Origin of the sequence: Corynebacterium sp. ACRPO (assembly GCF_022347205.1) — a bacterium.
In the GTDB taxonomy this organism is placed as follows: domain Bacteria; phylum Actinomycetota; class Actinomycetes; order Mycobacteriales; family Mycobacteriaceae; genus Corynebacterium.
Genome location: NZ_JAKRNE010000001.1, coordinates 209444 through 223916, shown reverse-complemented (window position 1 = coordinate 223916; position 14473 = coordinate 209444). Strand labels below are relative to the sequence as shown.

Genomic DNA, 14473 nt, shown 5'->3' with positions numbered 1-14473 from the left:
TAGAACTGCTGGCTACTCAGCCAGCATATAATCAAAATACTCCGGCAGTTTTGCGGTGCCACCCAGATGAAAGAGGCGTACCGCAGGTCGCAGGCGTAGCGCGCGCGTGTCGCTGACCGCCTCGTTGTAGAAGCGGTGGGCAAGTTGGATGCGGCCCTCGGCGTCGGCAAGCGCGGCAGGGCGACGGTCCGCGGGAAACTCCCTCACGATGGCGGCAGATAGTTCCCGCTCGGCCATCGTGCGCGGTTCGAAATGGCCCTGATAGAGCTCGGTAGACTCTGCTCGCTGGGCTAGGGCCGCGAGCTCTGGTGCGACCGCCGCTGTCACCGCTGCCCTGCGATCGAGAGCCGCCTGTAGCTGGGCCAGCGAGGCATCAGTGCGGATGTGCAGCGAGTTAAGCCGCTGGGCGGTAAAAAGCGCCCACAAACCTACGATGATAAGTAGGAAGAGGACTAGGGTAATTTCAATGGCCATCAACGCTTTACCCTCACCTTGGTACCGTCTTGGACAGTCTCGTAGACCTGCATCACGGCCGCCGCTACATGATCCCAGTCATAGGTGCTGGCGCGTTGGACGCCATTGCGCACCAACTGGGCCCGATACTCGGCATCATCAAGCACCTCGTTGAGGACGCGAGCCAGATCCTCGCTGTCTTCATTGCGAAAGAGTGCGCCGGCAACCTCGTCGGAATCGGCATTGCACACAGCACGGAAGGCTTCAAGATCGGAAGCAACGACTGCCGCGCCGGCCGCCATGGCTTCTACGAGCACGATACCGAAGCTTTCGCCACCAGTATTTGGGGCCACGTAGACATCGGCACGGCCCAGGATTTCTGCCTTTTCGGCGTCGCTGACCCGGCCTACAAAATCCACGCCCTCGACCTCGCGGGCGCGGCCACCGCCCATGATGGTCACGCGAATATCATGGCGTACTTGGCGGAGCGCGCTCAGCAGGATATCGAGGCCTTTGCGAGGTTCGTCCAACCGTCCCAAGAAGACAACTTCCAGGGGATCGCCGGGGGCCTTGGCCGGGCTGCGGCGCCGAGCCTGCGCGTAGACCGACGTATCCACGCCGTTGGGAATAAGGACCGGGTCGCCACCCAGTTGCTCCACCTGCCACCGCCGCGCCATATCGGATACCGCGATGCCACCCCGGATCTTTTCCAAGAAGGGAACAAGGAAAGGTTTGGCCAGGGTCAGCACCAGGGAGCTCGATGCGGAGGCGTGGTAGGTCGCCACCAGTGGACCTTGGGCCACGGCCAACGCGGTCATGGAAAAGCTCGGGGAGTTCGGCTCATGGATGTGCAAGACATCGAAGTCGCCCTCCTTGATGAATTGCTTAACCTTGCGCGTGACGTGGGGTCCCACGGACAGGCGGGCCACCGAACCGTTATACGCGATGGGGAAAGCCGGCCCTCCCTTGACTACGAAATCCGGCAGCTGGGTGGATTCCGCAGCGGGGCCAATGACTTGTACATGGTGCCCTTGCTCAATGAAAACTGTGGCTAGATCAAGGATATGGGCTTGAACTCCGCCTGGTTCATCGAAGGAGTAGGGGCATACGATTCCTATGCGCACTAGCTCTCCCCTTCCTGTGATGGCCCGGTGTGGCGGGCATTGCGGGTATTTTTGGCTGCCCGCGCTTGCCGACGCCTCTCTATGTCCACATTCCACTGCGGCTGCAGCATATGCCAATCCTCCGGGTGGCGGCGGATATTGGCGGCGAAGCCATCGGCCATGCGCTGAGTTGTCTCCTGCAGGTCCGTTACCTCAAGCTCAGGGGAGACCGATAGTCCCCAGCCTTCGCCTGCAAACCACGAGTGCACCACGTGCAGGGCGGCGCCAGTCTCTAGGGCCAGCTGTGCGGGACCGGCGGCCATATTGGCCTTTTCCCCCATGAAATCCACGGTAACGCCGCTTCGGGTCAGGTCGCGCTCAGCCAGCAGGCAGACCACGCCACCGGCTTCCAGCACCTTTTTGAGGCGGGCGAAAGGCGAGGCTTCGCCGCCGGTGAGGGGAAGAACCTCAAAGCCGAGGGTTTCGCGGTAGTCCACAAAGGCGTCAAAAAGCACTGCGGGCTTAAGGCGCTCCGCAACGGTGGTGAACTGGCCATAATGACCGACGAGGAAGACACCCGCCATATCCCAATTACCGGAATGCGGCAGAGCCAAAATAGTACCGCGGCCGGATTGAGCCGAAGCATCAAAATGCTCGAGGCCTTCTAAGCCGCTGAGCAAGCGCTGATGCAACCCGGCATCACCGTGGATAGCTGGCAGGCGGAACGCCTCCATCCAGTAGCGCATATAGGAGCGCACGGAATCGCGCACCAAGGCGCGGGTAACGTTTTCTGGGCCCACCACTCGCGCTAGGTTGCGGTGCAAGCCCTCCATTCCGCGACCGTTGCCACTTGCGTAGTCCGCACCCCAGCGAAAAAGCGTGCGCGCAATGGGCTCGGGCAGACGGCGCACCACCTTCCATCCCGCGAGGTAACCCGCCGCGGAGAGGTCTTCTCTATCCCACATGGTGTCACAACCTCCTGGTATTAGGTGGTGCAGTACGAGCTACTGCTGCTCCTGGCGGGCAGCAATAACCATACGCTGGCACACGGTAAAAACGGAGCCAACGGCCAAGATCCACAGCGCTACCTCAATGGCATGCGGTACGCCTAGGCCTTCGAGGCCGATGCCGCCCAAGCCCAAAATGAGCCGCTCGGGGCGCTCGATCAGGCCGCCAACCATCGTGAATCCGGACGCTTCTCCCCTAGCCTTGATATAGGAAATGACCTGGGAACATACCAAGGTGACAAAGCAGGCAATAACCGTGATGCGGGAAGAATCCGCAGAATAAATCAGCCACCATGCAATAGCACTGAACAATGCGCCATCGGTGATGCGATCACAGGAGGCATCCAAGGTCGCACCAAAGGCAGTAGCCTTGCCGGTCAAGCGCGCCATGGTGCCATCGAGCATGTCGAAAGCGGCGAAGAGGCCGGACAAAACGGCAGCGGAAAAAAGATGGCCGGTAGGAATGAGGATCACCGAAATCGCAATGGTGACTATGGTACCCACAACCGTGACCACATTCGGGGTCAGACCTAGCTTCAAAAAGGCCTTGGCTATAGGTTCCACCACCACGGCAGCGGGCTTTCGCCCATGCACGCTAAGCACGCGAATCCTCCTCTTCCATCTCGCGCCATCCTTCTGCCAGTACGCGGCGCGTATCCTGCAGAAGCTGCGGTAATACCTTAGTCCCATCGAGGACAGTCATAAAGTTACTATCCCCGGGCCACCTTGGCACCACATGTAGGTGCAGGTGATCTCCCACCGAGCCGCCCGAAGCGCGCCCCAGGTTCAGGCCCACGTTGATGGCTTCTGGGTGCGAAACTCTCTTGAGTACCCGGACTGCTTTTTGCGCGAAGGCCATCAGCTCCTGAGATTCCTCTTGCGTGAGGTTCTCGAGCTGCGATTCCTTGCGATACGGCACCACCATGAGGTGCCCGGCGTTGTACGGAAACAGGTTCAGCAATGCATAGACCGTCTTGCCGCGAGCAATGATGAGCCCGTCTTCATCGCTGCCCTGTGGGGCTTCGACGAAGGGATCCTTTGATCGCTTGGCAATATAGGCCATGCGATAAGGCGCCCATAACCGCTCTAGGCGGTCCGGCTCGCCAGCACCTGAGTCAACGAAGGTCTCCACCGAAGCTTGGTTTTCAGCGACGGCGGAGCTGTCGGTTTCGTGTGTCTCTTTAGCGTCGGGCACTGATGAGCTCTTCGGTCGGTTGCTCGTTGTTGCGCTCTGCTACCCATGCGGCGATGAGCTCCACGGCTTCCTTTACCGGCACACCATTGACCTGGGTACCGTCGAGGAAGCGGAAGGATACGGCATCAGCTTCTACGTCGCGTGCGCCAGCCACCAGCATGAACGGAACCTTGCCGGTGGTGTGGTTGCGAATCTTCTTCTGCATGCGGTCATCAGAGGTATCCACATCGGCGCGGATACCCTTCTGACGCAGCTGGGCGGCAACCTCTTCGAGGTGCGGGGAGAATTCATCAGCCACCGGAATGCCCACCACCTGGTGCGGTGCCAGCCATGCTGGGAAGGCGCCGGCGTAGTGCTCCAGCAGGACGCCAAAGAATCGCTCGATGGAGCCGAAGAGCGCACGGTGAATCATGATTGGGCGCTTCTTCGTGCCGTCCGACGCAGTGTATTCCAGCTCGAAGCGCTCCGGCAGGTTGAAGTCCAACTGCACGGTAGACATCTGCCAGGTACGGCCGATGGCGTCGCGAGCCTGCACCGAAATCTTCGGGCCGTAGAAGGCTGCACCTGCGGGATCCGGAACCAGCTCCAAGCCGGATTTTTCTGCAACCGACTGCAGGATAGACGTAGAGCGATCCCAGATCTCATCAGAACCGACGAACTTATTCGGGTCCTTGGTAGAAAGCTCCAGGTAGAAGTCAGACAGTCCGTAGTCCTTCAGCAAGGAAATGATGAAGTCGAGGACCTTGGTCAGCTCCTCTTCCAGCTGCTCTTCGGTGCAGTAGATGTGAGCATCATCCTGGGTAAAGCCGCGGGCACGGGTCAGGCCGTGGACCACGCCAGACTTTTCGTAACGGTAGACGGTACCGAACTCAAACAGACGCAGCGGAAGCTCGCGGTAGGAACGGCCACGGGATGCAAAAATTAGGTTGTGCATCGGGCAGTTCATGGGCTTGGCGTAGTAGTCCTGCGGTTCCTTGACGGTATTGCCCTCTTCGTCATATTCGCCGTCGAGCTGCATCGGCGGGAACATGCCGTCGGCGTAGAAGTCCAGGTGGCCAGACTTCTTGAATAGGTCGCCCTTGGTGATATGCGGGGTATTAACAAAGGAGTACCCAGCCTGTACGTGGCGGTTGCGGGAGTGGTTTTCCATCTCCATGCGCACGGTCGCGCCATTCGGGTGGAATACCGGGAAGCCGGAGCCAATCTCATCTGGGAAGGAGAAGAGATCTAGTTCCTGTCCCAGGCGGCGGTGGTCGCGCTTTTCAGCCTCTTCCACCATGGTTTGGTAGGCCTCCAGCGCCTCCTTGGACTCAAAAGCGGTGCCGTAAATGCGCTGCAGGCCAGCCTTGGACTGGTCACCGCGCCAGTAGGCAGCTGAAGAACGGGTCAACGTGAAAGCCGGGATGTACTTGGTGGTCGGCACGTGCGGTCCGCGGCAGAGATCGAACCACTCTACCTCCCCGGTGCGCGGGTTGATGTTGTCATAGTGGGTGAGATCGCCGGAACCGACCTCTGCGGCCTCGTCGGAGTCAGGGTCAACGTTGCCCTTGTCTTGGACCAGCTCGAGCTTGAAAGGCTCCTCGGCGAGGGCCTTTTCCGCTTCCTCCGCGGATTCATAGACGTGGCGCTCGAAGCGCTGGCCGCCCTTGATGATCTTCTTCATGCGCTTTTCAATCGCCTTGAGATCTTCCGGTGTGAAAGGCTCGGCGGTCTGAAAATCGAAGTAGAAGCCATTTTCAATGGCAGGGCCGATACCCAGCTTGGTGCCAGGGAACTCGGCCTGCACGGCTTGGGCCATAACGTGGCCGCAGGAGTGGCGGATGACGGCACGGCCGTCTTCCTCGCTGGCGGCTACCGGGGTGAAGGTGGATTCCGTGTCTGGGGTGTGCGACAAATCAAAGAGAGTGCCGTCCTCACCGCGAACGACTACGACAGCCTCCGGGCCCTTATTGGGAAGGTTGAGCTCTCGCATTGCTGCGCCCACGGCCTGGCCGGCGGGCACGGTGAAGGAATCGTAATTGACCGGTACTGCGGGGATGAGTTCCGCCATAATCGCGCTCCTTTTTGCGCTCGTGCGTCGGCGGCATACCTGGCCGCGTCCGCTATTTAAATTTACGGATAGCTATTCTACAACCCTGCATGCTCGCAGAGCGATTTTGCCCACCATGACTCACGCCCATCGGCAGCAAGGGTGCCCGGCGGACAGAAATACATAGCGGAGCCAATATGGGTCAGCCATTCATTCATTAGGTCAGATTCATCCAATCGGGCCTGGATAGGCTCAAATTGTTTGGTGGGATCCTGCTGGTAGCAGATAAAAACCTGCCCAATATTGGATAGCTGCCCGTCCTTGCCATCGGGAGCTAACTCATAGTTATACGGGCGGCGTAGGATGCGCTGCTCTGGGTGGTCAGCGGGCGGGGCGGCCACGGCCATGTGTGAGTTCTTATCGATAACCGGCAGTCCATAGTCATCTACCGCATCGAAGTCCGCAGCGTCGAATTCATCCTTACCGGTAAGTGGGGCACCGGTATCGAGCTTGCGGCCGACAGCGTTCTCGCGGGAAGAGCGATCCAGCTTTTCCCATGTATCCACGTTCATGCGGATGCGGCGTACCACCATCGCCGTTCCCCCATTGGCCCACTGCGGGCCCTTATCAATCCACACCTGGGCCGCGAAGTCCTCCTCGCTGCGCGGGTTAACAGTGCCGTCCTTTTGTCCGAACATATTGCGCGCGGTGGCGCCCTTTTCCTGGCTGCCGTAGGCGTTAATAAAGCCCTGCTGCAACCACTTCACGCTGGCATAGTGCTCGCCTGCGCGCACCATGTGCCGCAGGGCGTAGGTATTCATCAGTGGATCATCGCAGCAGATCTGCAAGACGATATCGCTTTGTCCCCACTTGGGCTCCAGCGCATCGCGTTGAAAAGAACGGACATCTCCCAGCCACTGGGGCTTGTCCATTCCGAGCAGGTTAAAAACCTCTTCGCCTAAACCGCACGTGATAGTCAGGTTCGCGGGTTGCTGCACCATTTCTGGCTCCAGCGTGCCCAGTGGTGCCTCCCCCGTACACAGCGCGCGGGCGTCCTCAGTCCACAGCTTCATGAGGCTGGCGAACCCCCGCTTGTCGACGCCCCTTTTAAGATCAAACCCCACCAAATTCAGGTGGGCCTGCGCTGCGGTAGCGATACCCGCTTGATGTTTACCGTCGAATGCCACGAGGGCGTCGGCAAGCGCAGGTCCATCCTGCGCCCGAGCATCCGGGGAAGAGCCCTGATCAGCGCAGCCAGCCAACGCGAAGGCGCTGGTCGATACCGCAGCGCCAGTGAGAAACCCCCTTCTGCTGAATCCAGACATAGCTAGTGATTGTGGCCTTCCATACCGTGGCCTGCCATACCGTGGCCTTCCATACCGTGGCCTGCCATATCGCCGTAGTCCTCATCGCCGGCGGGCATGCTGCGCGTTTGAATCTCGCCCAGATCGAGCTCTTCGCCGCCCTCTAGTTCCACTTTGAGGTCAAGGGATTCGCCGGGAGCGATGTGGTTTTCCATCTCCATGAGCATGAAGTGGTCACCACCAGGTGCCAGCTCGTGGGATTCGCCAGCTTTAACTACCAATGGGCTCGACATTTCCTGCATCTTGCCATCGACAGTCTCATGCATCTGGTTCACCTTGGCATTGAGACTGGTGGAAAATCCAGTGATGGTGATGTCCTTATCGGAATGGTTGACCAAGGTGCCAAAGATGGCGGTCATGTCCTTGTCCTCATTGGCGCGCACGACAGCATCCTCAAAGGTCAGTTCTTTAGATTCCGCAGCGGAGGGTGTTTTCCCGACACTAGTGGAAGCATCTGCCTTCGACTCGGTGGAATCATTTTGGTTTTGTGGTGAGCAACCCGCCAGGGCGAGGCCGGCCACAGTCAAGCCCACAAGGGCGATGCTAGAAATCTTGGACATTATTTTTCACCTTTCGAATCAATGCGACGAGACTTGGCAATAAATAGGGCAACTACTGCGGCAATTGCCAAAACGCCGCCCACACCCAGGATGATTTTTAGCGCGGTCGGCAAGCCCTCATCCCCATCCTGGGACGCCGAATCAGCTTCAGCCGCCTCGGTACTCTCGGCCGCGTCACCCTTGACGGAGAATTCCACTCCCCCGCGGGTAGCGTGTCCGTCCGAAGAAGTGATCTGGAAGCCCACCTGGTAGTTACCCGGCCCAGGTTGGACATCCGCAGGAGTTTCAATGGTGAGATCCCGCTCATGGAGCTTTGGTTCCTGGCTAAAGATTTTTTCACCAGTATCCACGTTGGTCACGGCAAAGGTGTTGAAGTCTTCTTTGGGAATGCCAGAGAACTCGAGGGTGATTTCCTTAGGAAACTCGTCGAGTTGGTCGCCGTCTTTGACAGAACCGCCAATAACGGAGTCGTGCGCGAAGGCGGCAGGCATCGACCCGGCCAGAACCAGTGCTGCAGTGCCGACTGCTGCCGCCGTGCGGCGCAGCCAAGGTACGCGGTAGCCCATAGATAGCTCCTTTTGTGTTGAAAATGCACAAGTTGAATTGTCAGACATACTAGCCGCGCGGTTTGCCGGAGCGGCAATCGCGATAAGCAGCGCGTCGAGTCATATGTCGGCGCGAACTGGGAATGAGTTCCTTTTCAGAAATAAAAAGAGGCATTTATCACTATTTAAGGCATGGCAACTCAATTGCGAGAGTTCTTACCCCTGGATGCCTCGAAGTGGGGTCGCGGAAAAGCGGGCCTGAGAACGAGCACATGTAGACATAGAAAAAGCCGCTCCATTTCTGGAGCGGCTATGTGGAGCGGATGACGAGACTCGAACTCGCGACCCTCACCTTGGCAAGGTGATGCGCTACCAACTGCGCTACATCCGCACAACAAACCGGAGTTTGTTGCAGAGCCCCAAAAGGGACTCTCGTGCGCGATACTGGGATTGAACCAGTGACCTCTTCCGTGTCAGGGAAGCGCTCTCCCACTGAGCTAATCGCGCTTAATGCCCGAAGGCATTAAGAAGTTGAGGTGGAAACGGGAATCGAACCCGTGTGCACGGTTTTGCAGACCGTTGCCTCACCACTCGGCCATTCCACCGTGGCGATACCGCCTCACACAATACAGTGCTGGAGCGGATGACGAGACTCGAACTCGCGACCCTCACCTTGGCAAGGTGATGCGCTACCAACTGCGCTACATCCGCATGCGAAACCAGGCCCGGTTTCTAGGACAATGTCCTTGTGCGCGATACTGGGATTGAACCAGTGACCTCTTCCGTGTCAGGGAAGCGCTCTCCCACTGAGCTAATCGCGCGTTATTCATTTAGAATCACTCTTCACGGGAGAACCCTTAGAAAAGCGTGGAGCGGATGACGAGACTCGAACTCGCGACCCTCACCTTGGCAAGGTGATGCGCTACCAACTGCGCTACATCCGCATTGCCCCGCAAACTTTGTACCGTTGCGGTGCGAGAAGAAACATTATCGTGCTCCGCGCCAGTTTCCAAATCCCCAGCCCAGCGGCATTCTTTCCGGCACCCGTTTTTCACATTCGGGCCATCCCAAAACACACTGGTGTGATTCTCCGAAGGCAGTGGACCACAGGCCGGCCCCCTCTGATGTGCACTCCTGCCCAGCCAATTAGGTGTTTGAATTTGGTGCGGTGTAGATTTAGCCACCGCAAGGTCCTATAGCTCAGTGGGAGAGCGTTCCGTTCACACCGGAAAGGTCACTGGTTCAATCCCAGTTAGGACCACTATTTCCCGCCCATCGCTCCACCCCATAGGAGCTTGGGCGGGTTTCTTTATATGTCTGTAAAGTGTCCCGACGTGTTGTGGATTCTCTTAGGCATTATCGCCGGACTCGTTCTGCCCGTTCAGACCCTGGTTAATACGCGCCTTCGCGCGTCTACTGGCACGCCGTTTTCCTCATCGCTCATTTCGTTTGCCGTGGGCACGATGACTTTGCTTGTCATTGCGACAGCCGTCACCGGCGGCGAATTCGGCATTTCCCGTGCCTTTGGGGAACCGCTGTGGATTTGGTTCGGTGGTCTGCTCGGCGTGGTTGCGCTTACTGGAAATATCCTGCTGTTTCCTCATCTGGGCGCAGTTCAGACCGTAGTTCTTCCCATCGCGGGTCAAATCATGATGGGCCTTGTCATCGACCACTTTGGGTTGTTTGACTCCCCCACTTCCCCACTTTCCCTGATTCGCGCCCTTGGGGCACTAGTTGTTCTCGGTGGAGTGATTTCTATCGTCGCCAGCCCCGGCGCGCCGACGAAGCAAGAAGACAGCGCTATGGCGTTGTGGCTTTGGCGCCTCGCCGGCTTTGTCTTTGGTTGCTTTACCGCATGCCAATCCGCCATCAACGGCCACCTGGGTCAGATCACCGGATCGCCCATTAGTGCAGCTTTGGTGTCTTTTAGTATTGGCGTTTCCGCGCTCGTAATGCTCAATATTGTTTTGCGCTGGCGCCCTCGCATTGAGCGTCCCGAGGGTAAGGCTAATCCGTGGTGGATGTGGGCAGGCGGCGCCTTGGGAGCCATGTTTGTCTTTGGCAACGCGGCCTTAGTACCACAAATTGGCACTGGGCTTACTGTGGTGGCAACCCTTCTCGGTTCCATGGTGGGCTCCGTGCTCATTGATCGCCTGCGGGGCGCCCGCGTAGCAATGCGCCAGGTAGCCGGCATTGCAGTGATCTTGGTTGGCGTAATACTCATCCGCCTGGTGTAAGCCCCACTCCTGTGGCTATGCCCGGTACTTTGCCGTGCTGGGTATCTGGTGCCTTGACTAGGCTGGGAAGATATGGATATCTCTTCGCTATTGGGCCCCGATTCCGGTGAAGTATTCACCGTCCGCACAAATATGGTCAGCACACTAACTGGATCGGCAACCATGAACCACGTTTCCGAAGCCATGGGAAATGACACTGATGGGCAGCTTTTTGCTGCGCTACGTAACTGGGCAGACGTCGTGCTGGTGGGTGCGCAAACGGTGCGCGCGGAGGACTACTCCGGAGTAAAACCTAACGGGGATGGTTCGCGGCCGGCTCCGATTGCGGTGCCTTCCCGCAGCCTTGAGTTTGATGTCACCTCGGACTTCTTCACGGATTTTACTACCCCTCCCATCATCCTGGTCCCCCATAGCAGCAGGGACGATCAAGAGCTCGCAAAGCGCATCGCGACCATCGAATCCACAGGCGCGGAAATCTGCGATGCTGGCGAAGGAACCGTGCAGGACTACATTTCCGTCTTGCAGGACCGCGGGTTTAAGCGCGTGCTGTGCGAGGGCGGGCCAGGAATGATAGGGCAGCTGGTAGACATCGATGCCATCGACCAGATGTATTTGACCCTGGACCCACATCTATCTACCGGCGTGGAAACTCCCATGGCGACCTTTAAGGGCGAGCATTCCCATCGCCGCATGCAGTTAGAAAATGTCGCGGCTGATCAGGATGGCACGGTGTTTCTGCGGTATTCCCGCGCCCGCTAGGCCGTAGACTAAGGGGCCGTGAATTCCCGAATCAATGCCGCCGCCTGGCCCGTGGCCATCCTGCTTGTTGTGCATCGCGTTTTCATCATCGCGCGCAATGGCACGCCGACGGATGATTTCACCACCGTGTATAACGCTGTGATACGCATGGCCACTGGCCAGCCGGTCTATGAGCAGGCTTATAACCACGTTGACCCGCTGTACCTGTATACCCCGGGAGCCACGTTGCTGCTCGCACCACTAGCGCACATGGATTTTTCGTTGGCACGGGGACTATTCATCGTCGCCAACGCGGCTGCAATCGTGGCAGCGCTAGCGGTGCTCACCCTTACGGTGGGCCGCACACTTACTTCGGCAGTGTGGCCAGTATCTATCGCTTTGGCCTTTGTCACGGAATCGGTGACCAATACGCTCGCATTTACCAATATCAACGGCATTCTCTTGCTATGCATGGCCGTGTTCTTGTGGTCTTTCTTGCGCGCCGAGCGCACCCCATGGCTGGGCTGGGTGGCAGGCGTGGTCATTGGCTTGGCCATCGTCATTAAACCGCAATTTGCGCCGTTGCTCTTCCTGCCCTTGGTCAAGCTGCAATGGCGCAGTCTCGCGACTGGCATTGGCGTACCGGTAATTCTCAACCTCCTAGCGTGGCCGCTGGTGCCGGGCGCTAGCGGCTTTGTGGATAACCTCCTGCCCTACCTCTCAGAAACCCGTGACTATGCCAATTCTTCCTGGGCAGGCTTCCGCGCCTACGTTGACTTTGGCGCGGGACTGTATTGGACCGTGTGGTTGATTTTTGCCGCGCTTTCGGCCGCAGCGATTCTCGGACTTTTGCGCTGGCGCAACTCCGACCCGACCTTGTGGGCACTGACGACTAGCGGGGCGATCATGGTGGGTATCTTCTTCCTGTCTTCCCTTGGCCAGCAGTATTACTCCATGTGGCTATTCCCATTGATGTTTACCGTTGTGCTCAAGCGTTCGGTTTTCCATTCCGCGGGCGCGTGGTTTGCGGCCTTCCTCTATTTGGCTCCCGTTTCCTGGGCGTCTACAGCGCACCCGGATGCTGGTCGCTGGATGAATTTTTTCACGGCAACGGTGGGATGGGCGCTGCTTATCGTCGCAATTTTCGCTACGGTCGCCGGCTGGTGGCGTGCCGCGCGCAGCACGGTTTAGACTCGGCCCATGACCGATTTCAAGCTCATTGCCGATACCGAATGGCGCCAGCGCTTAAGCCCCGAGGAATACTACGTCCTGCGCGAGGCCGGCACCGAGCCGCCCCACGTAGGCGAGTACACCAATACCACCACCGAGGGGGTCTATTCTTGCCGCGCGTGTGGAACCGAGCTTTTCCGCTCTACGGAAAAGTTTGAGTCCCACTGCGGCTGGCCATCCTTCTTCTCCCCACTCGCAGGGGACAAAATCATTGAGCGCGAAGACAATTCGCTAGGCATGCGCCGCGTAGAAGTTCTGTGCGCCAACTGCGAGTCTCACCTGGGGCACGTCTTTGAAGGCGAGGGCTACGATACCCCCACCGACTTGCGCTATTGCATCAACTCCATCTGCCTGGACTTGGAGGAAAAGCCGGTAGAAGGTGGCACCGCCTAAGGTGGCATGCACAAGAAAGAGCGCCCCGTCGGCAGCCTAACTTGCAGGCTAGTGACAGGGCGCAACAAAGGGACGTCGCCAAGCAGGGTTACTGCTAGGCGGCGTTTCTTTTAGGGCAGTACTGCAATGAGCTCTGCTACGTCCTTGACGCGGCGGCCGGTGTGGAAGGGAATCTCCTCGCGCACGTGGTGGCGGGCCTCGGTGTAGCGCATCAGGTACATCAGGTCGACGATGCGGTGGAGCTCGTCCGCCTCGAAGGCCAAAATCCACTCATAGTCACCCAGGGCAAAGGCTGGGACGGTATTTGCGCGCACATCGGGGTAGTCGCGCGCCTGCATACCGTGCTCCATGAGGATGCGGCGGCGCCTTTCATCGTCCATGGTGTACCAGTCATAAGAGCGCACGAAGGGGTATACCGAGATCCACTCCTTGGGCTCCTCGCCCATGATGAAGGAGGGTAGGTGGGACTTATTGAACTCTGCTGGACGGTGCAAGGCATTGCCTACCCAGGTCACTTCGCTTACCTGGCCCAGAGTGGTCTCGCGGCGGAAGTCCCCGAAGACCTTTTGCAGGTCAGAGAATTCCTCGGCGTGCCACCAGATCATGAAGTCGGCGGAATCGCGCATAGCCGTGAGGTCGTAAATGCCGCGCACGGTTACCTTTCCGGCTTTTTCCACGCCGGCAAAGAACTCCTGCGCTTGGGCGATGATCTCCGCTCGCTCGGTGCCGAGCGCGCCCGGGATCACTTTAAAAACTGCGTGCTGGGAATATTGCTGAACCGCGTTGAGTTCCTTGTAATCAAGCTTCGCCATTGCGTTCTCCTTTGCAGAAGCCTTTGGGTTAACGAACACATCCATCATAAGTTGGATATGAAACCTTGTCACTTCTCGGCCGCGAGGAGGACGACACGCCCACGCATCGGCGCGCCTCCCCCAGCTAGAGGACGCGAAACTATAGCTTGAACGTCGTGAGCAATTCCGAATCGACCACCCCACGCAGCGCCGAGGCCTCCGCCCCCACCCCTTTGCACGGGCAGGCGGAAAGCCACGAGCCAGCTACCCCCGCCGCTTTCACCCAAGCAGTGGAGTCCATGCATGCGGCCGAACTGCGCCCTGAGATAACGCTAGGCTCCATTCGCCCACCGCAACGCCTTGCGCCCTTTAGCCACGCAATCGGCCTCGAAGTGGGAAACGAAGACAACCCAGATATCGTGCCCACCGATGCAGAGGGCGACGCCTTTGGTCGCCTCATCCTGCTCCACGATCCGGGCGCTGAGGAGGCTTGGGAGGGCGCCATGCGCCTTGTGGCCTATATTCAGGCCGATATGGACGACGCCGTAGCCGGCGATCCGCTCTTGCCCGATGTGGCGTGGCAATGGCTCAACGAAGGCTTAGAACAGGAGGGTGCCGGCCACACCAATTTGGGCGGCACCGTCACGTCCACCGCGTCCGTGCGTTTTGGCGAGATTGGCGGGCCACCGCGCGCCTACCAGATTGAAATGCGTGCTTCGTGGACTGCCGAAGGCCTCGATCTGGCACCCCACGTGCAGGCCTTTGCCCAGGTATTGGCCAACGTTGCCGGACTACCCCCTGAGGGCGTCACTGAGCTCGGCCGCTAAT

Annotated in this window: 15 protein-coding genes and 7 tRNA genes; 6 read left to right on the top strand and 16 right to left on the bottom strand. The window is 58.7% G+C overall.

The genetic code is table 11. From position 1 onward, the window contains the following. Positions 1-12: 12 nt before the first annotated feature. The 15 genes from MHY22_RS01085 to MHY22_RS01015 all read right to left on the bottom strand — a co-directional run bounded on the left by MHY22_RS01085 (position 13) and on the right by MHY22_RS01015 (position 9200). The gene (locus tag MHY22_RS01085) at positions 13-474 is read right to left on the bottom strand and encodes a hypothetical protein (RefSeq protein ID WP_239277604.1); all 462 of its coding nucleotides are present in this window, start codon (positions 472-474) and stop codon (positions 13-15) included. After that, positions 474-1577 (bottom strand): glycosyltransferase family 4 protein, encoded by a 1104-nt coding sequence (locus MHY22_RS01080; RefSeq protein ID WP_239277603.1) that lies wholly within the window; start codon positions 1575-1577, stop codon positions 474-476. Before MHY22_RS01080 ends, MHY22_RS01085 begins: the two co-directional genes overlap by 1 nt. Further along, a complete protein-coding gene (locus MHY22_RS01075) occupies positions 1577-2521 on the bottom strand; it encodes a phosphatidylinositol mannoside acyltransferase (RefSeq protein WP_239277601.1) in 945 nt (314 codons plus the stop codon). The genes MHY22_RS01080 and MHY22_RS01075 overlap by 1 nt, the downstream gene beginning before the upstream one ends. A 39-nt stretch (positions 2522-2560) precedes the next feature. Next, entirely contained in the window at positions 2561-3166 is a 606-nt protein-coding gene (pgsA, locus tag MHY22_RS01070) for a phosphatidylinositol phosphate synthase (protein WP_239277599.1), read from the bottom strand. Further along, positions 3159-3758 (bottom strand): HIT domain-containing protein, encoded by a 600-nt coding sequence (locus MHY22_RS01065; protein ID WP_370658820.1) that lies wholly within the window; start codon positions 3756-3758, stop codon positions 3159-3161. Before MHY22_RS01065 ends, pgsA begins: the two co-directional genes overlap by 8 nt. Further along, positions 3745-5808, bottom strand: a complete 2064-nt coding sequence (thrS, locus tag MHY22_RS01060) for a threonine--tRNA ligase (protein WP_049378271.1) — start codon at positions 5806-5808, stop codon at positions 3745-3747. Before thrS ends, MHY22_RS01065 begins: the two co-directional genes overlap by 14 nt. 77 nt (positions 5809-5885) lie before the next feature. Further along, a complete protein-coding gene (locus MHY22_RS01055) occupies positions 5886-7112 on the bottom strand; it encodes a Dyp-type peroxidase (protein ID WP_239277597.1) in 1227 nt (408 codons plus the stop codon). A 2-nt stretch (positions 7113-7114) separates the two neighbouring features. After that, positions 7115-7711: a copper chaperone PCu(A)C gene (locus MHY22_RS01050; RefSeq protein WP_239277587.1), complete on the bottom strand. Its 597-nt coding sequence runs from the start codon at positions 7709-7711 to the stop codon at positions 7115-7117. Further along, on the bottom strand, positions 7711-8277 hold the full coding sequence (locus MHY22_RS01045; protein ID WP_239277585.1) for a copper resistance protein CopC: 567 nt from the start codon (positions 8275-8277) through the stop codon (positions 7711-7713). Before MHY22_RS01045 ends, MHY22_RS01050 begins: the two co-directional genes overlap by 1 nt. A 294-nt stretch (positions 8278-8571) precedes the next feature. Next, a tRNA-Gly gene (locus tag MHY22_RS01040) sits at positions 8572-8647 on the bottom strand. Positions 8648-8691: 44 nt separating this feature from the next. Then, a tRNA-Val gene (locus MHY22_RS01035) sits at positions 8692-8763 on the bottom strand. A 27-nt stretch (positions 8764-8790) separates the two neighbouring features. Further along, positions 8791-8861, bottom strand: a tRNA-Cys gene (locus MHY22_RS01030). A 30-nt stretch (positions 8862-8891) separates the two neighbouring features. After that, positions 8892-8967 (bottom strand) — tRNA-Gly (locus tag MHY22_RS01025). A 38-nt stretch (positions 8968-9005) separates the two neighbouring features. Further along, a tRNA-Val gene (locus MHY22_RS01020) sits at positions 9006-9077 on the bottom strand. Positions 9078-9124: 47 nt separating this feature from the next. Beyond that, positions 9125-9200 (bottom strand) — tRNA-Gly (locus tag MHY22_RS01015). Between the two features lie 245 nt (positions 9201-9445). Here MHY22_RS01015 and MHY22_RS01010 point away from each other — a divergent pair. From MHY22_RS01010 to msrB, 5 genes are all read left to right on the top strand, one after another. Beyond that, positions 9446-9517, top strand: a tRNA-Val gene (locus MHY22_RS01010). Positions 9518-9590: 73 nt separating this feature from the next. Further along, a complete protein-coding gene (locus MHY22_RS01005) occupies positions 9591-10493 on the top strand; it encodes a DMT family transporter (RefSeq protein WP_239277759.1) in 903 nt (300 codons plus the stop codon). Between the two features lie 72 nt (positions 10494-10565). Next, positions 10566-11252: a pyrimidine reductase family protein gene (locus MHY22_RS01000; RefSeq protein WP_239277582.1), complete on the top strand. Its 687-nt coding sequence runs from the start codon at positions 10566-10568 to the stop codon at positions 11250-11252. Positions 11253-11270: 18 nt separating this feature from the next. Beyond that, positions 11271-12422, top strand: coding sequence for a glycosyltransferase family 87 protein (locus MHY22_RS00995; protein WP_239277580.1), 1152 nt, complete (start codon positions 11271-11273; stop codon positions 12420-12422). 9 nt (positions 12423-12431) lie between these two features. Then, the gene (gene msrB, locus MHY22_RS00990; protein WP_005328550.1) at positions 12432-12854 is read left to right on the top strand and encodes a peptide-methionine (R)-S-oxide reductase MsrB; all 423 of its coding nucleotides are present in this window, start codon (positions 12432-12434) and stop codon (positions 12852-12854) included. A 110-nt stretch (positions 12855-12964) separates the two neighbouring features. Here msrB and hemQ read toward each other — a convergent pair whose 3' ends face one another. Next, entirely contained in the window at positions 12965-13666 is a 702-nt protein-coding gene (gene hemQ / locus MHY22_RS00985; protein WP_239277578.1) for a hydrogen peroxide-dependent heme synthase, read from the bottom strand. Positions 13667-13812: 146 nt separating this feature from the next. Between hemQ and MHY22_RS00980 the strand changes: the two genes are divergently transcribed. Then, positions 13813-14472, top strand: coding sequence for a DUF3000 domain-containing protein (locus MHY22_RS00980; RefSeq protein WP_370658819.1), 660 nt, complete (start codon positions 13813-13815; stop codon positions 14470-14472). Position 14473 lies beyond the last annotated feature (1 nt).

Coding starts and splice junctions, on each gene's coding strand:
- MHY22_RS01085 (WP_239277604.1), bottom strand. CDS start 474: ATGGCCATTGAAATTACCCTAGTCCTCTTCCTACTTATCATCGTAGGT.
- MHY22_RS01075 (WP_239277601.1), bottom strand. CDS start 2,521: ATGTGGGATAGAGAAGACCTCTCCGCGGCGGGTTACCTCGCGGGATGG.
- thrS (WP_049378271.1), bottom strand. CDS start 5,808: ATGGCGGAACTCATCCCCGCAGTACCGGTCAATTACGATTCCTTCACC.
- MHY22_RS01055 (WP_239277597.1), bottom strand. CDS start 7,112: ATGTCTGGATTCAGCAGAAGGGGGTTTCTCACTGGCGCTGCGGTATCG.
- MHY22_RS01050 (WP_239277587.1), bottom strand. CDS start 7,711: ATGTCCAAGATTTCTAGCATCGCCCTTGTGGGCTTGACTGTGGCCGGC.
- MHY22_RS01045 (WP_239277585.1), bottom strand. CDS start 8,277: ATGGGCTACCGCGTACCTTGGCTGCGCCGCACGGCGGCAGCAGTCGGC.
- MHY22_RS01000 (WP_239277582.1), top strand. CDS start 10,566: ATGGATATCTCTTCGCTATTGGGCCCCGATTCCGGTGAAGTATTCACC.
- msrB (WP_005328550.1), top strand. CDS start 12,432: ATGACCGATTTCAAGCTCATTGCCGATACCGAATGGCGCCAGCGCTTA.
- hemQ (WP_239277578.1), bottom strand. CDS start 13,666: ATGGCGAAGCTTGATTACAAGGAACTCAACGCGGTTCAGCAATATTCC.